This is a genomic window from Sphaerisporangium perillae, assembly GCF_023276435.1.
GTDB lineage: Bacteria > Actinomycetota > Actinomycetes > Streptosporangiales > Streptosporangiaceae > Sphaerisporangium > Sphaerisporangium perillae.
In genome coordinates, this window is the sequence record NZ_JALLPO010000042.1 from 35,741 (window position 1) to 58,325 (window position 22,585).

Sequence of the window (22,585 nt, forward strand, 5' to 3'; positions counted from 1 at the left end):
GGGCCGAAGCTCATGCCCGGACCTCCCCGTGGTGCCGCTTCCGGCCCGGTCGCGCGATATGGAAGGGCGACCCCCCTGTGGAAGCGTTCTGGATCAGTCTCGGCGTCATCTTCGTGGCCGAGCTGGGTGACAAGAGCCAGCTCATGGCCATGACCTTCGCGACCCGGTTCAAGCCGTGGCCGGTACTGGCCGGCATCACCCTGGCGACCGCCGTCGTCCACCTGTTCAGCGTGGGACTCGGCGGCCTCATCGGGGACGCGCTCCCGACGACGGCCATCTCCATCGTGGCGGGCCTGGCGTTCCTCGCCTTCGCCCTGTGGACGCTGCGCGGTGACGAGCTGAGCGACGAGGAGTCGCGCAAGGCCGAACAGACCACGCGCAGCGCCCTGATCGCCGTGACCGTGGCGTTCTTCCTCGCCGAACTGGGCGACAAGACCATGCTCGCCACGATCACGCTGGCCACCCAGCACGGATGGTTCGGCACCTGGGTCGGCTCCACGATCGGCATGGTGGCCGCCGACGCACTCGCCATCGCCGTCGGGCGGATGCTCGGCAAGCACCTCCCCGAGAAGGTCATCCGCTACGGCGCCGCAGCCGCCTTCGCCATCTTCGGCATCCTCCTCCTCGCCGAAGCCCTCCTCTAACAGAGCGCCCGCGAACGTCCCCCAACCCGGCCGGCGTACGACGGCGCCGGCATCCCCGTACCACTCCCCACCGCCCCGGCGCCGTTGTGCGGCGGGCCGTCTGGTGGGTCGCGACGTTCAGAGCGGGCTCGTCCCAGGGCGGGCTACCCGGTGGCGAGGTCCGGGACAGGGCCGCCCGTGGACCGGGGCGGTTCAGAGGTGGAGGGCTACGAGGATGGGCTCGTTGATGAGGGTTATGCCGAATTTGGCCTCGACGCCCTGCCTGACCTCTCTGGCCAGCTCCAGCAGGTCGGCCGCCGTCGCGGCGGTGTCGACGGGCTTGGTGGGGGTGGTGCCGGGCGCGGCGGTGGGGTTGTGGAGGGCCGGTTGCTCTGGGTCGGTCGGGAAGCCGGTGACTCGGTGGCCGCCGGGGTTGGTGAGGGCGAGCGTGTGCTTGGTGGAGATGCGGGCGGGGCCGCGGCGGTACCCCTTGGTGAAGCCCGCGTGCTCGATGAGCCACGCCGCGGGCACCTTCACGGCGCCATCGGGCATGTCCCAGCGGGGGAACCCCGGGGCACGCCGCTCCAGCTCGGCCGCCTCCTGGGCGCTCAGGATGGGGTTGGTGAAGAACGAGCCGGCGCTGCAGGTGTCGGGGTCGGCGGCGTCGAGCACCATACCCTTGCCCCGGCGGAGCTCCAGCACGGCGTGCCGGGCCTCGTGCAGGGTGACCCGCTCGCCGAGCTCGACCCCCAGCTTCGCCGCGAGCTCTTTGTAAGCGACCGGCCCGGACTTGTCGGACTTGTCGAACGCGTAGGTCACCGAGATGACGACATAGCGCGCCAGGTCAGCCTTGAAGGCGCTGTGCCGGTAGGCGAACCCGCACTGGGCGGCGTCGAGATCGAGCAGCTCACCCGCCCGGCGGTCGTAGACGCGGACCCCGGTGACGGTCTGCGAGACATCCTGCCCGTACGCGCCGACGTTCTGGATCGGGGTCGACCCGACCAGCCCCGGGATCCCGGACAGGCACTCGATGCCCGACCAGCCTTCCGCGACGGCTCGGGTCACCAGCGCGTCCCAGTCCTCACCGGCCTGCGCGGTCAGCACGACCCGGTCGCCCTTGTCCCGGACGTCGACGCCGCGCGAGCAGACCCGTACCGCGAGCCCCTCGAAGCCCTCGTCGGAGATGACCAGGTTGCTGCCGCCGCCGAGGATGAGCACGGGCTCACCGGCGCGGTCCGCCTCCGCCACCAGCTCGACGAGCTCCTCGCCCGTGGACACCTCGGCGAAGGCGCGGGCGGGCCCGCCCACTCTCAACGTGGTGAACGGCGCGAGCCGTACACCTGCCACTCGGTCAGCCATGCGCCTTCCCCAGCACGTACGAACCGGCGCGCGAAGGCCGCGCACCGGCCATCAGCCTAGACCGGCCCACCACCGCCTCCCGCCCCGTACTCCCGGCCCGCCCGCCGGCCATCCCCGTCCGAGGGCGGCGCGTACGAGCGGACCGGCGGCACGCGGGTCAGGGGGTGGCTGCCGAGCGGAGGAGGCGCAGGACGCGGTCGTAGGTGCGGCGCGACTCGCGGTCGCGGTACTCCGGGTCCACGTCGTGGTAGCCGCGGTGCCGCTCCTGGTGGACGGGCAGCCGCTCGTGCGGCACGACCAGCGTGCCGGGCAGTGCGAGCGAGAACTCCAGGTCGGCGTTGCGGTAGTAGCGGGCCTTCTCCGGGAAGCCGCCCGCGGCGAGGGCCTGTTCGCGCCGGACGGCGAGCAGGTATCCGAGGAGCCCTCTCACCTGGCCCGGTCCCGCCTCGTGCCAGTCGCGGCCGTCGGTGTCGGGGTCGACGCCCTTCCACCCGGCCGCCACGACGTCGCCGTCGATGGCCGCGACGAGCGGGGCGATCGCGTCGCCGTCCAGGATGGTCGAGGTCTCCATCACGACATGCACGTCGCCGGAGTCCAGCGCGAGGAGCTTGTTGCGGCTCGCGCCCCAGCCGGCCGCGCCGCCGCGCCAGTGCGGGGTCTCGGCGACGTGCCAGGCCTCGATCCGCTCGGGATGGCGTTCGGCCAGCTCGTGCAGGACGACACCGGCTCCCTCGACGTTCCCGAGATCCAGCGCGATGATCTTCGCATCGCTGTGGGCGAGCAGCGCGTCGAGGCATTTGCGCAGGTCGGACGGAGCACCGTCGACCAGCAGGGCCACGGTCACCGTGCTCGAGGGGACCTCCGCGTGGTCCTGGGCGGTGGGGGCGACGCTGATCGCCTCGACCAGCCGGGACGTCGCCAGCGTCGCGTCCCACAGGACCTGGGAGGCGACCATGTTCTCCGTGCCGGTCTCCGCCTCGGCGCGGTCCTCCGCACGACGGTCCCCGTCGGCCGGGTGCTGCTCATGAGCGCCGTCCGCGTGGCGGTCCTGGCCGGGCCCGGACGGCACGGGAATCGACGCGACCGTGGGCCACACCTTGAACGGCGGCTTCACGGTCAGCACGAATCCCTCGGCCGCGTCACGGATCAGCCAGCCCTCGTCCTCGATCGCCTGGCGCAGGATGTCGGCCGTCGTGAAGTCGCGCTCCGCCCGGGCCTTCGCCCGCTGCTCGGCGAGTCCATGTACGTGGTTCGGTGCCTCTGTCACGCTCGCCCAGTACCCACCTGGCATCGAAGCATTCAAGACCGGCCCAGGTCGACCATGGATTCCGGCCCTCAGGCGAGCCGCATGGCAGGACGACCGTACCGCCGGGCCGGCCGTCCCGTCAGGTGAGCCGCGCTGTCAGGCGAGCCGTACCGTCGCGCGGGCCCTGGAGAGCACCCGGGCGTCGCCGGATCTGGCCGTGAGCGCGACCACAACGCGGTTGTCGTCCAGCTTCTCCTCGACGACACCGCTCACCGTGATCACGGCGCCCTCGTCGTTGTCCGGGACGACCACCATGGAGGAGAAGCGGACGCCGTAGTCGACCATCGCTCCGGGGTCGCCGGCCCAGTCGGTCACGAAACGGCCGGCCTCGGCCATCGTGAACATGCCGTGCGCGATCACGTCGGGCAGGCCCACCGCCTTGGCGTGCCGCTCGTTCCAGTGGATGGGGTTGAAGTCCCCCGAGGCTCCGGCGTACATCACGAGGTTGACGCGGCGGACGGGGTAGTCGACGGCCGGGATCTGCTGCCCGACTTCGATCTCGTCGTACTTCACGGTCGCGGTCATCGGTTACGCCGCCCCTCCGCGCTCGATAAGGGTGTTGTAGGTCCTGCAGACCGGCTCGCCCTGCGCGGTCGTCACCTCGCTCGTGACCGTGAGCAGCTCGTTACGGCCGACGCTGCGGATCTCGGAGATGGTCGAGGCGCACAGCAGCTCGTCACCGGCGTAGATCGGGCGGGTGTACTCGAAGCGCTGCTCGCCGTGGACGACCATGGAGAAGTCGAGTCCGAGCTCGGGGTCGGCGAGGGCCTCCGCGGCGCCCGTCAGGCTGAACACGATGGGGAAGGTCGGCGGGGCGACGACGTCGGGATGGCCTGCGGCCTTCGCCACCTCGGGGTCGCGGTAGATCGGGTTGTCGTCGCCGATCGCGGCGGCGAACTCCCTGATCTTGACGCGGCCGACTTCGTAGGAGCTGGACGCCGGATATGTCCGTCCGACGAAATCACGGTTCAAAGCCATCGTGCCGGTGCCCTTTCGGAACGCGCGAGCTGACGAGCCCGACGGTAACAGAACAAGCTTCGGCCTTCATGGACCCGTTCGACTGACCGGGACGACCGACGGGGGACGACGTCAGCCGGGACGACGCCAACCGACCGGGACGACGGCGGCCGACCTGGCGCCTGTGGAGCCGGACCCGCACCCGCACCCGCCGGAAGCGTGAGCGATGGGCTGTTTCCGGACGCGACAAACCGGCGCCCTCGTGGAGAACGCCGGTCGTGCGTGATGATGCCGAGTGTCGCCGAAGGCGCCCCGCCTCCGAACTCACCGTGCTCTGCCGCCGTTCACAGGGGAACGGCGGCACCCACCCCGGCCTGCCGGCCTGGCGGGTGGTGATGCCCTAGCGCGTCTCGCGGTGCGGGCGGTGGCACTTGCAGTTGGGGCAGTACTTCTTCAGCTCAAGCCGGTCCGGGTCGTTACGCCGGTTCTTCCGCGTGATGTAGTTGCGGTGCTTGCACTCCTGGCAGGCCAGCGTGATCTTCGGCCTAACGTCGGTGGCAGCCACGTGGGAGTGCCTTTCTACGTTTGGGACACATGGACAACCCGAACCTGGTCACCCCTTACAGGGGACCCGGCAGGGTAGTAGCGGAGGCCGGACTTGAACCGGCGACACAGCGATTATGAGCCGCTTGCTCTGCCTGACTGAGCTACTCCGCCTCAGGACCGGCGAACTCGCCAGCCTCGATGAGGATACCCGACCTGTACGACGATCGCGCACGCCCATCGCGTGCCCGATCTGGGGCAGGCGCTCCCAGTATGCCTGATCACTGGGCCCCTACACTTCCCCTATTTCGAGCGACCGGTGAGCTCGGCCTGGTATCCACAAGCGAAAAGCCCCACCCGGAATTCCGGGAGAGGGCGTTTACGCTGTCGAGCCCCTTTACGGAATCGAACCGTAGACCTTCTCCTTACCATGGAGACGCTCTGCCGACTGAGCTAAAGGGGCCGGTCGCGCTCGCGTTTCGCGTCACCGCGCCGCGCTGCGGACAGGTGTAACCATACACGGACCCCGCGGCCGATGCGAATCAGAACGCCCACTCGGGCCGCCCGCACAGCCCCCGCCACGGGGAGCACAGACCCGGCCACGCCGGGCATCCAAGCTCCCTCCTCCGAAGGGTCACCCGAAGCGTCCGGACCGCCACCCCGCAAGGTCACCGGAAGCATCCGGGCCCTCTCTTCCCGAGGCCCCCAAAGGCGCCGGCCGGCCGCTCAGAGGCCCCGAAAGGGGCGACGACGGCAGGCCGGGCATTCCCCCAGGCAAACGGCACCCTCGGGGCCCAGACGGCCTCTCCGCCGGTCCAGCCCGAGGGCAGCGGCGCGGCTAGCGGAGGGCCTCCCGCCGGCCGCGCGAGGAGCGCTCGCCGAACGGCAGGGCGATCACTTCGCAGAGGTCGGCGAGGTCGACGAACCGGCGGAGCTCATCGACGCTGAAGCAGTCGGTGACGAACTCGCCGTGCCGCCGGAGGCGGAGCACCTGGCGGTCGCCGCGCGTCGCGGCAGAGATCTCATAGCCCTCGGGCCCGACCCAGCGCGTCTCCATAGCCGGACAGAGTATGCCTGATCACCATTGGTTTCTCGAAATGCCAGCAATCTCTATGCCACCAACCTCCACGCGGGACGCCCACCGCACCTTTGGACGCTTGGTGAGCTGGAGCGTCGAGCCCAAGTCGGTACCAAGAGAGCGCTAAGTGCCCTCGAGCACGCTGGTCGGCGACAGGCACCATTCTGGCAAGGAGAACCGACAATGACCCCCACCACCGGCACACCCGACGTCCTCGGGATCCGCATCGCCCACCGTGCCATGCGAGGGGACGTCCGCCGCCTGGCCGTGACCATGGCGGAGGTCGCCGGCGGAAGGCAGCCCTGCGACCAGGCCAGGGCCGCCGCGATCGCCGGGTTCGTCACCAAGCTCTGCGAGAGCATCCACCATCACCACACCACCGAGGACACGGTCATGTGGCCCGTCCTGGAACGCTCGGCCGGCGCCGAGGTAGACCTCTCCGATCTCACCGACGACCACGCCGAGCTGGATCCGCTGCTGAACGAGGTGCACACGGCCGCCGTCGCGTTCATGACCGACCGCTCGCAGGCGCACCGACTGGCCGCCGTACTCGCCACCCTCGCCGACCTCCTCGACGGGCACATCGAGGAGGAGGAGCGGACCCTCTTCCCGATCATCGAGAAGTACGTCTCCACGGCCGATTGGCTCACCGTCGAGACCGCGGCCCGCAAGGGGAGCAGCATCGGATTCGAGCTACCGCGCATCGGCCAGTACGCGACGCCGGAAGAACTGGCCGAGCTTCGCAAGCTCGCGAGCCCGATCCTCTACCTGATGCTGACGCTGATGCGCGGGCCGCACCGGCGCCGTCAGCGTCTCATCTTCGGGTCGCCCGCGGACGTCCCGGCCTCCTCGTCCCAGGCCTGACCTGCACCAGGATCCTCGCCGCCCGGTCCGCTCCCCCGCCCCTCCCCCAAGGCATCACCGTCTACGCCCCCGGCAACCCCGGCGGCGTGGCCCTCCCCACCAAGTGAGGATCAGGCGGAGCCGGGCTCGCCGGCGGTGGCCGTGAGGTCGTTGAAGCGGGCGAGCATCGCGGCCAGCAGGCGCACGTCGTCCTGCGGCCAGGTGCCGAGCAGCGCGTAGAAGCGCTTCTGGCGGGCCGAGCGCGCCCGGTCGAGCCTGCGCATCCCCTCGTCGGTGAGTTCCAGCAGGTGGGCGCGGCCGTCCACCGGATCGGGCTCGCGCTTGATCAGGCCGAGCTCCTCCAGCACCTTCAGCTGGCGGCTGATCGTCGCCTTGCCGACGCCGAAGTAGGCGGCGAGGTCGGTCGAGCGTGCCGGCGCGACCTCTCCGACCCGGACGAGAATGCTGTACGCGCCCGGCTCCAGCTCGGGGTGCACCTCCCGCCCCATGTCGGCGGACAGCGCCCGGGACCTCCGGAAGAGGACGCCGAGCTGGCGCTCGAGCGCGCAGTACGCCTCGTATTCGTCGACGGGCACCGCCTCCTGGTCCGGTGCCGTCGCCTGGACGGGTGCCCGCCTCGGGCCGGGCCCCCTCGCTGCGACCGCCTGCCCGGCAGGTGCCGCCTCTTCGATGGTGACCGGCTCCTGGACGGGTGCCGCCGCTCGTGTGTCGGGCATCGTGCCGCCTCCTCCTCCCCTGCTGTGGACTACGTACAACGATCAGGACTGCGGGGTGGGTTCCCCCCGCACCGCCTGGACGTCCAGCTCCACCTTCAGTGTCGCTCCTATCAGCGAGATCCCCGCCTGCACCACCTGGTTGTAGTTCATCGCGAAGTCCTCGCGGCGCAGCTCCGTGACCGCGTGGAACGCCGCCCGAAGGCCGCCCCACGGATCGGGGCTCGTACCGAGGTAGGACAGGTCCAGGTCCACCAGGCGGGTGACGCCCGCGAGCGTCAGCACGCCGCGCACGGTCCACCGGTCCGGGCCGGCGGCGGACACCCCGGTGCTCCGGTAGGAGATCACCGGGTTCAGGTCCACGTGCATGAAGTCGGCCGAGCGCAGGTGGTCGTCGCGCGTCCGGTTGCCGGTGCCGATCGACGCCGCCTCGATCTCGGCCACGACGGAAGAGGTCTCGGCGGTGGGGCCGATGTCGATGCGGCCGGTGAACTCCGAGAACCTCCCCTGGACGCTGGACAGCCCCAGGTGCTGCGCGGTCGCGGAGACCTTGGAGTGGGCCGGGTCGATCGTCCACACGCCGGGCGGCGGCAGGTCGACGCCTCCCTGCCGCGCCAGTTCGAGTACGCCCAGCTCGGCGGTGCCCGACGCGGTGGCGATCGCGGTCACGGCGACCGGCATGTAGCCGACGGCGGTCACCACGACGGTGTGGACGCCGGGGGGCAGGGGCGCGGTCATGACCTCGCCCTCGGCGTCCACCTCGGCGCGCACGACCTGGTGGCCGGACATGTCGGTCACGGTGACGACCGCGTGCCGCACCGCCCAGCCGTCCTTGGTGCGCACCACGGCATGCAGGCCGTGCCGCGCGGTGCTCGGGTAGGCGGTGTGAAGTCCGATGTCCATGCTCTCGCTCCCACCGCGCGTCCCTGTCGTACCGGGAGACGCGGTCAGTCCTCGCTCGCCGGTCCTTCCGAAAGACGCGGTCACACGTCGCTCGCGGCTCATTCGGGGTGACCGAGCCACACGTCGTGCGCGTCGTCGCCCTGCCCGGAGAGGTTCACCGTGCTCGCCACGGGCGGGTACCCGGTGGCGATGACGGTGTACTGGCCACCGGTCAGGTCCGCGAAGGCGTACTCGCCGTCCTCGCCGGTGGTCGCGGTACCGACCACGTTCCCGGCGGCGTCCAGCAGCGTGATCCTGGCGTCGGCCAGCGGCCGGTCGCCGTTCCTGACCCGGACGGTGCCCCTGACCCGGACGCCGCGCAGCAGCACCACGTCCTGCCTGGTCTGGCCGGTGCCGACCTCGACGGGCACCGCGGCCGGGCGGTACCCCTCCGCGCTCACCGCGAGCGTGTAGCCGCCCGCGACGACCCCGGCGAAGCCGAAACCGCCGTCGTCGCCGGTCACGCCCGTGGTGACGACCTCGCCGCGAACGTCCGCCACGACGACCATCGCCTGGGCGACGGCGACGCCCTCCGGGTCGCGGACCGTCCCGATGAGCCGGCCGGAGCCGGTGAGCACCAGGTCGAAGTCCAGCGGACGGTCCCCGACGACCAGCGTCGCGACCTGCGGATCATGCTCGCCGGCGGAGGCGATGAGGACGTAGGTGCCGCCACCGGGCGTCCACAGGCTGTAGCTGCCGTCGTCCTGCGTGACCGCCCGGCCGAGCTGGTGGCCGCGCAGGTCGATGAGGGTGAGCGTCGCCTGGCCCACCGGCGAGCCGTCACCGCCCCGGATCACTCCGCGGATCCCGCTGTCGCCCTGCGGCTCGGCGGTGTAGGACGTCTCGTCCTGTCCCTGGGAGGCGTAGACCGTCTCCCGGGTCTGTCCATATACACCGGCCGTCTGTCCCGGGACGGGAGCGTTCGCCTCGAAGGCGGCGTAGGCCGCCTGTCCCGCGCGCGCCGGCGGAGCGGCGAACCCGTTGAAGCCGGACGAGGCGCCGGCGCCCACGGACACCAGTTGCTCGGCCTTCCGCTGGGCGTGGCGGCCGGGTCCGGTGTTGTCGGGCACCGGTGCGTCGGCGTCGGTGTCCGACCGCATCTGCTCGGCGTTCGTCGTACGCAGCGGGACCTCCTTGATGAACAGCACGGCGATGAGCGCCAGCAGGCCGAACGGCGCCGCGTACAGGAACAGGTCGCCGACGCCGTGCCCGTACGCGCTCTCGACCACCGTCCGGACGGGGGCGGGGAGCGCGGATATCTGGGGGATCGAACCGTCGCTCACGGCGTTGTTGACACCCAGCTTGGCCAGGCCCTCCTGCATGTATTCGATGACCCTTTGGCCGAGGAGGGCTCCGAGGGCCCCGACGCCGACCGCGCCGCCGAGCGTGCGGAAGAAGGCGACGACCGAGCTGGCCGCGCCGAGCTCCTGCGGCTTGACCTGGTTCTGGACCGACAGCACGAGGTTCTGCATCGTCATGCCGACGCCCGCGCCGATGAGGAACATGTAGACGGCGACGAGCCAGTATTCGGTGTCGAAGCGCAGCGAGCTCATCAGCCCGAAGCCGGCGGTGAGGGACACGCCGCCGATGACGAGGAAGACCTTCCAGCGGCCGGTGCGGGTGATGATCTGACCACTGACGGTCGAGGACAGCACCAGGCCGAGGATCATCGGCAGGGTCATGATGCCCGCCATCGTCGGCGTCTCGCCGCGTGCGAGCTGGAAGTACTGGGCGAGGAACGTGGTCCCGCCGAACATGGCCACGCCGACCAACATGCTGGCCACCACGGCGAGCGAGATGGCGCTGTTGCGGAACAGGTGCAGGGGGATGATCGGCTCGGCGGCCCGGGACTCCACGAGGATGAAGAACAGCGCCAGAACCAGCGCACCGCCCACCATCGCGCCGGTCTGCCACGAGAGCCAGTCGTAGTTGTGCCCGGCGAACGAGATCCACACCAGCAGCAGCGAGACCGCCGCCGTGATCAGCGTGGCGCCGAACCAGTCGATCTTGACCTCGCGCTTGTACACGGGGATGTGCAGCGTCTTCTGCAGGACGATCAGCGCCGCGACGGCGAACGGCACCCCGACGTAGAAGCACCACCGCCAGCCGAGCCAGGAGGTGTCCACGATCACGCCGCCGATGAGCGGCCCGCCGATGGTGCCGAGGGCCATGACCGCGCCGAGATAGCCGGAGTAACGGCCGCGCTCACGCGGCGAGATGATCGCCGCCATGATCACCTGCGCCAGGGCGGTGAGGCCGCCGGCGCCGAGTCCCTGGATCACCCGGGCGGCGATCAGCATGCCGGGGTTCTGGGAGAGACCGGCGATGGCCGAGCCGATGACGAAGACGACCAGCCCGAGCTGCACGAGGATCTTCTTGCTCACCAGGTCGGCGAGCTTGCCCCACAGGGGCGTGGACACCGTGGTCGCGAGCAGGGTGGCGGTGATCACCCAGGTGTAGGTGGTCTCGTCCGCGTGCAGATCGGCGATGATCGTGGGCAGTGCGTTCGACACGACCGTGGACGACAGGATCGCCACGAACATGCCGAGCAATAGTCCCGACAGCGCTTCGAGGATCTGCCTGTGCGACATAGGTGCCCCCGGATCGGGTGCCGCCTCCCGCGTCCCCGTCGGTACTGCGGTTGTCATCAATGTCCTTTCACTGTCTGAGCCGTGCGGGGAAGGTGCTCGGCCCGAGCCCTATGCGCGTGGAAACTCGTCCGGAGGCGGCCGAGGAGGCCGGAGAGTTCGGCGACCTCCTCGTCGGTCCAGTCGTCCAGGGTGCTCGCGAACATCCGCCGGACGTAGGCGATGGTCTCGTCCGTCACCCGCTCGCCCTCTGGCGCGAGCCGGACGTGCCATGAGCGCCCGTCATGAGGGTTGGGGACGCGCTCGACCCACCCTCGCTCCTCGAGCTCCGCGACGTGCCTGCTGATCACCGACTGGTCGACCTCGGACCACTCGGCCAGTTGCCCCATGCGCAGCTGACCGCATCGGCGCAGCGCGAAGAGCAGGCCTATGCCGGCCCGGGGACCGGTGAAGGGCAGATCGCGCTTGATCGCCTTCACGATCGGTACCACCTCGCCCAGCCGGGCGAGGAGTTCCTCGCAGCCGACCTCCGATGCCATGACCGCCTCCATCTGGTTGCCTTAGGCAAACATATATGATTGCTTAAGGCAACTTTTGGAGGGGTACAAACATTCCCCCCGCCACGCGGAACGGCGCCGCCCCCGCCCTGATGGGCGAAGACGGCGCCGTGCGCTCGTAGCGTGCTTGCCGGCCATCCTCAGCGGATGGCGGTGAAGGTCAGTGCTGGCCGCCCCCGTCGCCCGGACGGCGCCACGGGCCGGTGATGGCGAACACGTAACCGGGCGTCTGGATGTTGGCGAACAGGATCTTCCCGTCCGCGCTGAACGTCGGACCCGTGAACTCGCTCTCGTTGAGCTCGTTGCGGGCCATCGGGTAGGGAGTGCCCTGCTGGGTGACGCCCACCAGGTGCGAGACGCCCTCTCCGTCCTCGGCCAGGATGACCCCGCCGTACGGCGAGACGGTGATGTTGTCCGGCCCGTCATAGTTGGTGTCCTGCGCGGGGTCGGGGTTGACCCCGAAGATGGTCTTCAGCGTGACCGTCTCGGACCTTGGGTCGTAGAACCAGACCTGGCCGTCGTGCTCGTTGACGCTGCCGTCGGCGGTGCGGGCGTAGCTGGCCACGAAGTAGGCGCCGCCGTCACTCCACCAGGCGCCCTCCAGCTTCCTGCTGTGCGTCACCTGGTCGGCGGTGAACTGCTTGCGCACCGAGGTCGTGGCGGCGTCGCGGTCGGGGACGTCGACCCACTCGACCTTGTACCGGGTGCCCGGCTGGGTGGCCTCGGACAGGTCGGCGATGTGCTTGCTGCCCTTGTAGCAGCTCATGGCCTGCAGCTTGCCGGCGGTGTCGCCGCCCTCGGAGAGCGCGAGCGCCCGCAGCGCGCCCTTGCGGCCACGGAAGTTCCGCGGCGGCACCCAGCGGAAGTACAGCCCGTTCGGCCCGCTCGCGTCCTCGGTCTCGTAGATGACGGAGGTCTCCGGGTCGACCGCGACCGCCTCGTGCGCGAACCTGCCGAGGAACTTCAGCGCGACGGGGTCACGGTTGGCGGCCCGGTCGAACGGGTCCACCTCGAAGACGTACCCGTGGTCCTTCTGGAACGCCCCGCCCTTGCGCTGCTCGGTCTCCTCGCAGGTCAGCCAGGTCTTCCACGGCGTGATCCCGCCCGCGCAGTTGTTGTGGGTGCCGGCCACGCTGACGTACTCGCGGACGCGGTCGCCGTTCCGGTCGACCTCGATGTTGGTCGTGCCGCCGTGCGCGCCCGGGTCGTAGGTCAGCCCCTCCAGCGTCGGCACGCCATAGGGCTCCCCACCGCCGATCTCGTGGTTGTTGACCAGGACGAACCCGTTGGGGCCACGGAAGCATCCGGTGCCGTCGGCGTCGCTGGGGGTCGGCTCACCGGTCTCCAGCAGCGTCTTTCCGGCCTGAGCGACGATCTTGTACGAGAAGCCGGGGGGAAGCGCGAGCAGCCCCGCCGGGTCCGCGACGACGGCGCCATAGCCGACCGCTCCACGCGCGCCGGACTGGGCGAAGGCGGCCGGACCGATGATCGACTCAAGGCTGCCGGCGATGGCGATGCCCAGGCCGCCTACCGCGCCGGCACGGAACAGGTCGCGGCGGGAGACGCCACGAGAAGGCGTGTCACCGTCGGACACTTCGCCGCGTGACATCTCGGGACGAGACATCGAGGAGGTCATGAGAGCACCTTTTCCATTCGCATGATCACAGACATGTTCGACCCAAGTCCTCGGAAATGAACGGTTCCTCCCTTGATGCGGACCTTTTGGTTAATGAAGGGCTAACGTCCCCTACTTCCTGATGACGATGGTTCTGCGTGCATCGGCGCACGACTTCCCCCAACCGAACCAGCGACACGGCATCTGAATCAAGCGCCGGGCGACAACTCGTCTCATCCCTTCCGCGCCCTTCCGTGCCGCCCAGAGCGCACGGCCGAGTCCGTCGTCACGGGTTCCGTGACGGCCCGAGGACGTACAGACGTGGTGACCTGCGGGGATCGGGAGTTCTGCCAATCCGACGCGATTAGTTAGGAAAATTTACACCTTTCCTAACTCACCCTAGGAAGGATATCTACTTACTCAAATCCGATCATATGCGGCCGAAAGGAGGCCTTCCCGCTCTCCTCGCCCCACGCGGCCGCCGCGGCCCCGGCGCCCACGGAACCTTCCGCAGCCTTCCGCCCCCGCGGCCGTTCTTCCGGCACCCCCCTCGGAGGATCACGTGGCATCACGCAATCACCCGTCCCGGACAGCGTTCACCCCACGACTCAAGGCGCTCACATCCCGGCTCGAGGCGCTCCCATCCCTGTTCAGAGCGCTCCCACCCCTGGTCAAGGCGCTCGGCTCCGCGCGCAAGGCACTCACCGTCGCGGCCGCCGCCTGCCTCACGGTCACCCTCGGCGCCCCGGCCGCCACCGCCGCTCCGATGGCTCCCCCGGCGCCCGGCGATCCGGTCACCCATCCCGAACGGGACTGGATGGGCTCACAGGTCGCCAAGCACGAGCCGGCGAACGGCGAAGTGGTCATCAGGCCGGCCGTCGCCCAGACCCCCGGCCTGGACGTCAGCGGCTGGCAGGGCAACGTCAACTGGTCGGCGGTCGCCGCCAACGGCGCCAAGTTCGCCTACGTCAAGGCGACCGAGTCCACCACCTACACCAATCCCTATTTCAGCCAGCAGTACACCGGCGCGTACTACGCGGGCATCATCCACGGCGCGTACCACTTCGCCACGCCGAACACCTCCTCCGGCGCCACCCAGGCCGACTACTTCCTGGCGCACGGCGGCGGCTGGTCGCGGGACGGCATGACGCTGCCCGGCCTGCTGGACATGGAGTGGAACCCCTATGGCGCGGCCTGCTACGGGCTCTCGGCCTCCGGCATGGTCAACTGGATCCTCTCGTTCAGCAACCGCTACCACGCCAGAACCGGCCGCTGGCCGGTGATCTACACGGCGACCAGCTGGTGGAGCCAGTGCACCGGCAACATCGGCGACTTCTCCTCCACCAACCCGCTGATGCTCGCGAACTACAACGGCTCCCCCGGGCCCATGCCGTACAACTGGGGCTACCAGACCATCTGGCAGTACGCCGACCACGGCACCTTCCCCGGTGACCAGGACCTCTTCAACGGCGACTACTCCCGCGTCCAGGCCCTCGCGAACGGCTGACCCCGTTCACCGCATGGCATGACGGCAAGCGCTGCTGCAGGTGCGGCCGGCCGGCCCGGACCTGCGGGCGGCCCTGGCCCGGGGCGAGGCGCCGCTGGTAGCGGCGGTGCCCACCGACACGACGATCCGGACTACGTCGACTCCTGGTACACGCTGTCGACCTCCAGCGGCGGCCGCCTCAACGGCGCCCGCGCGAACGGCTGGATGGACGTGTCCCCGTACTGGGTGTCCCAGCTCTGAACCGGACGAAAGGCAGTGTGGTGTGGCGGTCACTCGGATCCGCCACATCACACGATCTCGCTGTCAATACGCCCATTCCGGCACGTCAGTGCACACGGCTCTGATCGCAGTTCACCCTGTCGCTCCCGCTCCAGGCGTCGGCGGACCTCCCACTCAAGCCGGCCAGGTGGCCGCATGGTCGGCGAGGAAGGCGGCCAAGGAGCGGGGGCGGTGGCCGGTGACGTCCTCCACGGTCGATGTGGTCGTCGACCAGCGGCCGTCCCCCGTGTCCGCCATCAACCGGGCGAGGTCGCGGGCGAACGGTTCGGGGATGCCTTGGCCTGCCAGATGGGCGGCCATCTCCGGCACCGGGAGGTCCACGTAGCGGACCTCGCGGCCGAGGGCGCCGCTCACCGCGGCGGCGATCTCGTCCTGCGTCGGAGCGTCGGGACCGGTGAGGACGTAGGTACCGTCCGGACCGACCGGGCGGGTCAGGAGAGCCGCCGCGACGTCCGCTATGTCCCTGGTGTCGATGTAGCCCACCCGGCCCTGGCCGTAGGAGCCGTAGATCCGGCCGTCGCGGACGTCGGTCAGGAGGTTCTGCATAAAGCCGACCGGCCGCAGGATCGACCACGGCACCCCGGAGGCCCTGAGATGGTCGTCGACCTCGCCGTGCATGCCCCCGGCCAGCGGCGCACCTGGCGCCGCGCCCCGTACCGAGACCGAGACCACCTGGGCCACCCCCGCCTCCCTGGCCAGGTCGATCACCGCGCGATGCCCCCGCACGAAGCCCGGCCACGGCGAGGTGTTCAAGAACAGCCGATCTCCGGCCGACAGCGCCTCGCCGACCGTCTCCGGCCGATCGAAGTCGCCGAGCACGTACTCGCAGCCCAGGTCGGCGGGACGGCGGAGTACGGCCAGGACCTCCTCACCCTCGCCGTCCAGCCGCTCGATGAGCGCCCTGCCGATGGAACCGGTGGCACCCGTCACCACGATCATTACGACCCCCTAAGCGGAAGGCTAGATTCCGGTTGTCCGGACGGTACACTAACCGGAATCACATCGTCCACTTCGAGCGCGTCTTGCCCACCCCGAGATCGCCTCGGTCACTTTGGAGTCGTACGTGCGCGCGGATGCCCGGAGAAACCTCGACAAGATCGTCACGGCGGCTGCCGCCGTGGTCGCCGAACGCGGCATCGAAGCCCCCATGGAGGTCATCGCCCGACGTGCCGGCGTCGGCGTCGGCACGCTCTACCGCCGCTTCCCCGACCGCAATGCCCTCATCGCGGCGCTAGGGGACCACTACGTCCACTCGCTGGCCGACGCCCTGCGCAGGTCGGAGGAGAACGTCCCCGACGCGTGGACCGCGCTACGCGAGCACCTCACCTGGACCGTCGATCCGGGCCGCGGCGCCCTCGCCAGCGCGATGGCCGAACTGCCCGACGAGGTGTTCCTGGACAGGCCCGACTTCGCCAGAGCGCGCGGGCACTGGCTCGAGATGCTCGACGCGCTCGTACACCGAGCCCAGGCCGAGGGAGCGATGCGCCCCGACGTGACCACCGAGGAAGTGCTGGCGCTCCTCAACCTCTTCGCCTGCCACCCGGCCGACCTCCCCGCCGCCGTGGCCGCCCGGCCGGCCAGGTTCCTCCGCCTGATCCTCGACGGCCTCCAGGCCACGGCCGCCACCGAGCCACCTACCGCCCCGGCCTGACCAGGCCGGCCGGCCGCGATAGTCCAATAGCGAGTCCGGAGCACCGGATGTCTCGTGCGGAATGGCCGCGGAAGGCGTCAGTCACCTGCGACGGTCCGCAGCCATCTGCCGGCTTCCCCCGGAGTGCCGAAACGAATGACCCGCAACGCACCGAAACGAGGATCCAGGGAACGCCGGCCGATTTCGGCGCGACGGGCCGCGTGCTGGGACCATGCCCACCACGCGGGGTGATCTCGGCGGAACCAGTTCGCCAATGTCTCCCGGTTGCCGCCGAAGACGCGCTCGCGCAGCAGCGTCCTGCGCAGCGATCGTCGCAGGACCCGGGGCATGATGACCCGCTTGGGATAGTCCAGCCACACCACCGTGTCGGCGTGTTCCCACAGCAGGTCGCGGACTTCGGGGTAGCCCAACGAGTCGAATATCCAGCTCGGCGAGGAGACGACCCGCGCCACCTTGACGGAGAAATCCTCATCCACGGCCCAGCCGGGTCCGGTGAAGTAGAACGCGTCCATCTCGTGATAGGGCAGCGCGAGTCTCTTGCTCAACGTCCGCGCCATCGTGGATTTCCCCGCTCCGGTGATACCGACGACGAGGATGCGCTGCATGCGCGCAGGATACGCGGACATCCCACCACGACCGGTACTGCCCGCGAACCGGTGGAAGCCCTTTGGGCGCATTCACACGGACCGTAGCGTCGGCACCTCGCCGCACTCGGCCCACTCGACACCGGTGCCGCGCAGGCCCGCGGCCCATGGTCCGACGGTCTCGGCGAGCCGGGCCGCGTCCGGCGGCGTACGACCGAGCCCTACCGCGAACCGCGCCGAATCCGGCCCGATCTCGAACGGCCGGGGCCACGCGTGCGCACCCCGCGTCCCCGCGCGTTCCAGGGCGGTGAGCAGCGCGCGCATCCGGCCGCGGACGCGGCCCAGCGTCACACCGAACTCCTCGCCCCGCCCCGCTCGCACGGTCACGACGGCCCACGCCGCATGACGCCGGTGCAACGGGGGCGCCGACAGCAGCTCGGGCCGGGGATCCCGGCCGGTCTCCGCCGCGGCCTCCACGATCTCCCAGGCGCGATAAAGCTCCTGCGTCAGGAGATCTCGCCCGCTGATGCCGACCTGCTCGCTGCACAGGCGGATCGGAGCCGTAGGGGTCATGATCTGCACCACCGCGTCCGAGGTCCCGCCCGGCAGGCCCTCCTGTCCGGGTAGGGCGACATCCGGGCGCAGCGCGATCGGCTCACGCCAGTCCCATGCGGCCCACCCGCCGAAGAAGTGCCGGAGCAGGTCGACGAGCGGGAGGTCCCCGGCATCGCGCACCGTCCGTGCCACGAGGACGGTCCAGGCCAGACCCGGCAACCCGCCGAACGGAGCCGAGTCCAGCCCCCGCGCCTTCGCCCACGCCTTCACTTCCCGGGCCAGCCCGGCGAAGCCGACACGGCTCTCGCCGACCGCCTCGAGCAGCGCGTCCGCGTCGCTGACCGCGCTCAGTGCGATCGCCGACGACTCTCCAAGCTCGGTACGGCGGGACACGGCCTCGGTGGGCGCGACGCTCCCGGTCGCCACGACGACCAGGTCGACGTCGAGATCGTCGACGCGCAGCCGCAGCCCGGGCACCCGGGCGCCGACCACACGCCTCACCCCGGTGGCCTCCGGCAGCACCGTCTTGACCCGCGCCTCGACGTCCGCGATGTCGGCCGCCCCCGGCAGCGCCACCACCAGGTCCAGGTCCGTACCGTGCAGCGCGCAGCCGAGGCGTCGCGACCCGGCCACGTGGACCACACCCTGCGCCATCGAACCGCGCAGCCGCTCCACGACCCGTTGCGCCCACGCGACCCTGGACCGCTCCCCCGCCTCAGGATCGCGCCAGGAGCGCCGCTCCGCTCCCGGCGCGTTTCCAGGACGTGTTTCCGCGACGTTCCCGTGGCCCGTGCCGGGGGTGACCCCTGGGCGTCCCAGGTCCGGCACCTGGTCGTCGGGTGCGCCGGTCTCGTCGTCGAGCCGGCGCACCTCCCCGGTCCCCAAGGCGACGGTCAGCCGAGGCCGCATGGGCTCCGCACCCCTGCGTGACAGCACGACGAGCTCGCCGACACGCGCGGACATGCCGCCGAGCCGTGCCGCGCAGTCGGCGACGAGGCGGCGCGGATCGCGCGTCCTTCCCAGACTCAGATGCGGGACGTAGCCCGCGGCGCCGCCCCGGCAGCGGGGGAATCCGCGCTCCAGCGCGCCGCGTAGCCCCGCCCACGGTTCCGACCCGGCCGCGGCCGGGTCGAGCCAGACCACGGCGCCCTCACGATGAGGGAAAGCGTGGACGCCCTCAAGTCGCGCGGTGAACGGGACGGTCGCGGCCCCGGCGGCGGCCAGGATGGGCACCGCCTCCTCGAAGTCGGATTCCGGCACGAAACCGAACATCAGCGTGACGTGCGGCGGCCATCTGCGGGCCTTGGGGTCGTGCTCCTGGCGGATCTCCTGGATCCTCGGCCATAGCTCTCCAGGAGGGATCCAGACCACTGCCGTCCGTGCCGTGGGTCGCGCGTCGAGGGTGCCGGCGGCCCCGCGCCCGCTCCGGCTCTCACCCTCGCCCTCGCCCGTGAACTGGCCCGTACCTTCGCCCTGGCCTGCGCCACCGCCCTCGCCCTCGCCCTCGCCGATGGCGACGTCCACCATCACGCCGTAATGGTCCGATATGAACAGGCCGTCGGGGGTCGCCGGAGAGTCACCCCGCAGGACCGCGGTGGCCGCTCGCAGGCCGGGGCCGCGCAGCAGCACGCGATCGAGCCGGGAGGCGCGGCCGGAGAGCGAGGACAGCGCCGCCAGCGGATTGACCCGCGGGTCGAAGGTCACGGTCGGGTCCGAAGGGCCGTGCACCTCCGTCCAAGCGTCCCGCAGGCCGAGCACCCCGGCGGGCCCGCTACCGCCGTCGTTCAGGTCACCCAGCAGGATCACGTCCCCGTCCAGCCCGGTGAGCACCTCGGCGAGCCGGGTGAGCTCGGCTTCACGCCTGGCCTTACCGTTCTCGGAGTGATCACTGGTGAGATGCGTGACGGCCACCACGATCGGCCCGGCGGCGGACTCCACGGTGACGGCGGCGACGGATTTGTGCGGACCGAGGACATGCACGCCCGCCTCCCGCACGGGCAGGCGGCTGAGCAGCAGGAGCCCGCCGTCGTCGACATCCCGGCCCGCCGGGTCGGTGCTCAACGTGTATCCGGAGCGGACCCACCGGGACAACAGCAGCATGCTCAGCAGCTCGGCCTCGACCTCCTGCAGCGCGATGACGTCCGCGTCCGCCTGTTCAAGGGCGTCCAGCAGCAGCGGCCTGCGCCGGGCGGTGTCGATTCGGTCGCTGTCGTAGCGATCCCACAGGGTGTTCCAGGTCAGCACGCGCAGACGGGCCGCCGTCGGCGCCACGCGCAGGCGGGCCGCCGTCGGCGCCCGCCCGGTCGGTACGTCTTCCGCGGGCTGCCAGCCCACGGCGGGATCCCACGCGAACGGTGTTCTGGCCGTGAAGAACGGCGCCCGGAGTCTGCGCGGACTTCGCACCCGGCTGGCCTGCGAGGAGTCGATGCGGTCCACGCCCGCCGACCGGTCCCAGACCACCTCGCCGTCCGCCTCCACGAACAGGATCCGATGCCAGGGGATGTCCCCTCCGGGTACGAAGGCGGGCAGCGGCACGCGCTTGGCCGCGGACTCGCGCACGTTGATCCCCAGGACGAACCGCGCGGGATCGAAGCGCGGGTCCCAGCGGACCCGGTGGTAGACCTCTTCACTCGTCCGCATGCTCAGCCTTCCTCGCCGTCCAGAGACCCGGCGACGTCACGGACGTCCCCCTCCGATCCGATGTACCACGTGCGGTGCGCCTCTCCCGGATAGGGCGGGGAGAAGCGGCGGAGCTGGGCCGAGAGCACCTCCGCCGGCACCGGGTGCGCGCGGCCGCCGTTACGCCTGGCCAGCACGTCACCGGGGACCAGCATCACCGCGTGCGTCGTCAGCGCGTCACGGCGGCCGGCCACGGCGTGCACCAGCGAACGCTGGTGCCGGTTCAGGGCCGTGGCGTCCCAGACGACCGTCCCGCCACCGGCCAAGAGCGCGTCGAGCCGGTGCAGGCCCTCGCGGAGTACCGCCGGATTGGCCCGCTGGTCCGACCGCGATCCACGGGTCTGGCGCAGGTCGTCGAGCGACACGACGGCGTCGACGCCCGGAAGGGCACGGGCGAAGGTGCTCTTCCCGCTGCCGGACGGCCCGACCATGATGACGAGCCGGGGAAACCGGCCCGATCGCCACCGCCGGCTCAGCGCCAGAGCCTCCTCGACCGTGGCGATCCGGCCCAGCGCGTACGCCTCCCGGGCCTCGGCCCAGCACCGATCCGCCACCTGGGGATCGCACCCGCCGAGCGCCCGGCACAGGCCTGCGCGCAGCGGCTCCAGTGGCGCCTCGCCGAGCAGGCAGGCCTCCTCGGCGTGGAGTTCAGACCAGTCGACCTGCTCGCCCGCCTCGGCGGCGGCTCCGGCATCGCCGTCGGCGCTTCCGCCCCTGGCCAGGACCGCGGCGGCGACCGCATGCAGGACGCCCACGTCGGTCGCTGCGGCGAGCCGTACCAGACCGGCCCTGCGCGCCTCGTCAGGGAACGGGCGGTGCAGGCGGGCGGACAATTCGGCCAGATCGGCGACCCGCCGCGCCAGGGGCATGCCGAGGGGCGCCACCAATCGGGGCGCCAGCCAGGAGCGGTGCGTACCGTGGAACAAGGCCCCCAGCACCCCCGCCAGCCGGGCATCCCCGGACCGGCCCAGCAGATCGAGCCGAGCGGAGACCTCGGCCACGGCCGCTTCGACCCGTTCGACGACCGCGGGCTCCGGTACGGCGGGCCCGCGCAAGCGCTCGGGCGCGGCGGCCCCGCGCAGACTCTCCAGTACGGCGGGCCAGCGCAGGTCGCCACTGGCCAGGCCTACCGCGGCGAGGAGCGATGGCACGTCTGCGCCGCCGCCCGAACGCACCTGCCACAGGGCGGCGGCAGGGCTCAGTTCGTTCTCGACGACGCGTGCGAGCATCCAGTGCTCATCGGTTCGCACGTGCCCAGGCCGTACCCATTTGGCCACGCGGTGAGCGAACTCCTCGTGCTGGAACCCCTCGACGGTCCGCACGACGTAGCCCTCGTGCCGAGCGGTGTCCAGGCGCAGCGCCCTGAGCACCCGCTCGTCGAAGGTGCCGCGCCACAGCACCCGCGGGACCGGGATTCCCAGCCGCCGGGTGAAGCGCACGGTCTGGTCCCAGTCCAGGCAGAAGTCGCCGTTCCAGACAGAGAAGGCGTAGAACCAGCCCTCCAGGTCCCGGTAGGCGATCGAGTGCCGGGCGTAGAGGTTCTCCCCGCACACCCGCCCGCCCGGCGGAATCGCCTTGGCGATCCTGCCGTGCAGGGCCTTGACCCATGCGCGGGACGGATGATGCGCCGAGTCCAGCGAACGGGCGTGCAACCCGTCCGGGTACATGGTCGTGTTCTCCCCGTCCAGCTTCTCGGTGATGACGACCTCCCGGCCCGCCAGCCCCGACAGGCCGCGGGCACGCACATCGTCCGAGGCCGCCCCCGGCGACCAGGGCAGGTGGGGAGTGCGAGGGTAGTGGACTCGCATGATCTGCTCCCGGTGACGATGTGCGTCCGGCGACTGTATGAGACACGGAAGGAGCGAATCCACCGAATAACCCCGGCCCCGCGCCGCCTGTTCACCCGAGGTTGGCGTACTGGTGCCGATGAAAGACACCCCCACCGCGACGAAGGACGACGACAAACGTCGCCCAACCCGCCCAGCACCACGAGGTCATCACCACGACGACATCAGCACCACCGAGGGCGCCGGCACCACGAGGACGTCAGTGCCGTCGAAGCACAGGGCGAGTGCGTAACGCGAGTGACCGATTCCCGCAGGTGAAGGGGACCGGTGACCGGTGCCCCGTACATGAGACGGGGCTCGCCACGGCACTCACCGCCGAGACAAGCCCCTTGACCGGA

Annotated in this window: 19 protein-coding genes and 2 tRNA genes; 4 read left to right on the forward strand and 17 right to left on the reverse strand. The window is 70.8% G+C overall.

Annotated elements, in window-relative coordinates; all coding sequences use genetic code 11:
- Positions 1-77 precede the first annotated feature (77 nt).
- The gene (locus MYF83_RS33340) at positions 78-644 is read left to right on the forward strand and encodes a TMEM165/GDT1 family protein (protein ID WP_248964737.1); all 567 of its coding nucleotides are present in this window, start codon (positions 78-80) and stop codon (positions 642-644) included.
- A gap of 192 nt (positions 645-836) precedes the next feature.
- On the opposite strand, the gene MYF83_RS33345 is transcribed toward MYF83_RS33340, so the two are convergent.
- From MYF83_RS33345 to MYF83_RS33380, 8 genes are all read right to left on the reverse strand, one after another.
- A complete protein-coding gene (locus MYF83_RS33345) occupies positions 837-1,982 on the reverse strand; it encodes a UDP-N-acetylmuramate dehydrogenase (RefSeq protein ID WP_248964738.1) in 1,146 nt (381 codons plus the stop codon).
- 157 nt (positions 1,983-2,139) lie between these two features.
- Complete coding sequence (locus MYF83_RS33350; RefSeq protein ID WP_248964739.1) at positions 2,140-3,249, reverse strand: glycosyltransferase family A protein; 1,110 nt, start codon at positions 3,247-3,249, stop codon at positions 2,140-2,142.
- 135 nt (positions 3,250-3,384) lie between these two features.
- The gene (locus MYF83_RS33355) at positions 3,385-3,813 is read right to left on the reverse strand and encodes a MaoC family dehydratase (protein WP_248964740.1); all 429 of its coding nucleotides are present in this window, start codon (positions 3,811-3,813) and stop codon (positions 3,385-3,387) included.
- Positions 3,814-3,816: 3 nt separating this feature from the next.
- A complete protein-coding gene (locus MYF83_RS33360; protein ID WP_248964741.1) occupies positions 3,817-4,266 on the reverse strand; it encodes a MaoC family dehydratase N-terminal domain-containing protein in 450 nt (149 codons plus the stop codon).
- Between the two features lie 379 nt (positions 4,267-4,645).
- Positions 4,646-4,810 (reverse strand): 50S ribosomal protein L33, encoded by a 165-nt coding sequence (gene rpmG, locus MYF83_RS33365; protein WP_114028158.1) that lies wholly within the window; start codon positions 4,808-4,810, stop codon positions 4,646-4,648.
- Positions 4,811-4,888: 78 nt separating this feature from the next.
- Positions 4,889-4,962: transfer RNA gene (locus tag MYF83_RS33370), tRNA-Met, on the reverse strand.
- Between the two features lie 216 nt (positions 4,963-5,178).
- A tRNA-Thr gene (locus tag MYF83_RS33375) sits at positions 5,179-5,251 on the reverse strand.
- Between the two features lie 375 nt (positions 5,252-5,626).
- Complete coding sequence (locus MYF83_RS33380; RefSeq protein WP_248964742.1) at positions 5,627-5,845, reverse strand: transposase; 219 nt, start codon at positions 5,843-5,845, stop codon at positions 5,627-5,629.
- Between the two features lie 204 nt (positions 5,846-6,049).
- Here MYF83_RS33380 and MYF83_RS33385 point away from each other — a divergent pair, with 204 nt between their 5' ends.
- A complete protein-coding gene (locus MYF83_RS33385) occupies positions 6,050-6,730 on the forward strand; it encodes a hemerythrin domain-containing protein (RefSeq protein WP_248964743.1) in 681 nt (226 codons plus the stop codon).
- Between the two features lie 110 nt (positions 6,731-6,840).
- On the opposite strand, the gene MYF83_RS33390 is transcribed toward MYF83_RS33385, so the two are convergent.
- From MYF83_RS33390 to MYF83_RS33410, 5 genes are all read right to left on the reverse strand, one after another.
- Positions 6,841-7,446 (reverse strand): MarR family winged helix-turn-helix transcriptional regulator, encoded by a 606-nt coding sequence (locus MYF83_RS33390; protein ID WP_248964744.1) that lies wholly within the window; start codon positions 7,444-7,446, stop codon positions 6,841-6,843.
- 42 nt (positions 7,447-7,488) lie between these two features.
- Positions 7,489-8,346, reverse strand: coding sequence for a YceI family protein (locus MYF83_RS33395; RefSeq protein WP_248964745.1), 858 nt, complete (start codon positions 8,344-8,346; stop codon positions 7,489-7,491).
- 98 nt (positions 8,347-8,444) lie between these two features.
- Complete coding sequence (locus MYF83_RS33400) at positions 8,445-10,976, reverse strand: MFS transporter (protein WP_248964746.1); 2,532 nt, start codon at positions 10,974-10,976, stop codon at positions 8,445-8,447.
- 56 nt (positions 10,977-11,032) lie between these two features.
- Positions 11,033-11,512, reverse strand: coding sequence for a MarR family winged helix-turn-helix transcriptional regulator (locus MYF83_RS33405; protein WP_248964747.1), 480 nt, complete (start codon positions 11,510-11,512; stop codon positions 11,033-11,035).
- 178 nt (positions 11,513-11,690) lie between these two features.
- Positions 11,691-13,166 (reverse strand): alkaline phosphatase PhoX, encoded by a 1,476-nt coding sequence (locus tag MYF83_RS33410; RefSeq protein WP_248964748.1) that lies wholly within the window; start codon positions 13,164-13,166, stop codon positions 11,691-11,693.
- Positions 13,167-13,707: 541 nt separating this feature from the next.
- Between MYF83_RS33410 and MYF83_RS33415 the strand changes: the two genes are divergently transcribed.
- Positions 13,708-14,652, forward strand: a complete 945-nt coding sequence (locus tag MYF83_RS33415; protein WP_248964749.1) for a lysozyme — start codon at positions 13,708-13,710, stop codon at positions 14,650-14,652.
- 393 nt (positions 14,653-15,045) lie between these two features.
- Here MYF83_RS33415 and MYF83_RS33420 read toward each other — a convergent pair whose 3' ends face one another.
- Positions 15,046-15,870, reverse strand: a complete 825-nt coding sequence (locus MYF83_RS33420) for an SDR family oxidoreductase (protein ID WP_248964750.1) — start codon at positions 15,868-15,870, stop codon at positions 15,046-15,048.
- A gap of 124 nt (positions 15,871-15,994) precedes the next feature.
- Here MYF83_RS33420 and MYF83_RS33425 point away from each other — a divergent pair, with 124 nt between their 5' ends.
- Complete coding sequence (locus MYF83_RS33425; protein ID WP_248964751.1) at positions 15,995-16,582, forward strand: TetR/AcrR family transcriptional regulator; 588 nt, start codon at positions 15,995-15,997, stop codon at positions 16,580-16,582.
- Positions 16,583-16,659: 77 nt separating this feature from the next.
- On the opposite strand, the gene MYF83_RS33430 is transcribed toward MYF83_RS33425, so the two are convergent.
- The 3 genes from MYF83_RS33430 to MYF83_RS33450 are packed head-to-tail and all read right to left on the reverse strand — an operon-like array spanning position 16,660 to position 22,208.
- The gene (locus MYF83_RS33430) at positions 16,660-17,208 is read right to left on the reverse strand and encodes a P-loop NTPase family protein (protein WP_248964752.1); all 549 of its coding nucleotides are present in this window, start codon (positions 17,206-17,208) and stop codon (positions 16,660-16,662) included.
- Positions 17,209-17,259: 51 nt separating this feature from the next.
- Complete coding sequence (locus MYF83_RS43265) at positions 17,260-20,361, reverse strand: poly(A) polymerase (protein WP_279340419.1); 3,102 nt, start codon at positions 20,359-20,361, stop codon at positions 17,260-17,262.
- A 2-nt stretch (positions 20,362-20,363) separates the two neighbouring features.
- Positions 20,364-22,208 (reverse strand): RNA ligase family protein, encoded by a 1,845-nt coding sequence (locus MYF83_RS33450; protein ID WP_248964753.1) that lies wholly within the window; start codon positions 22,206-22,208, stop codon positions 20,364-20,366.
- Positions 22,209-22,585: the final 377 nt, after the last annotated feature.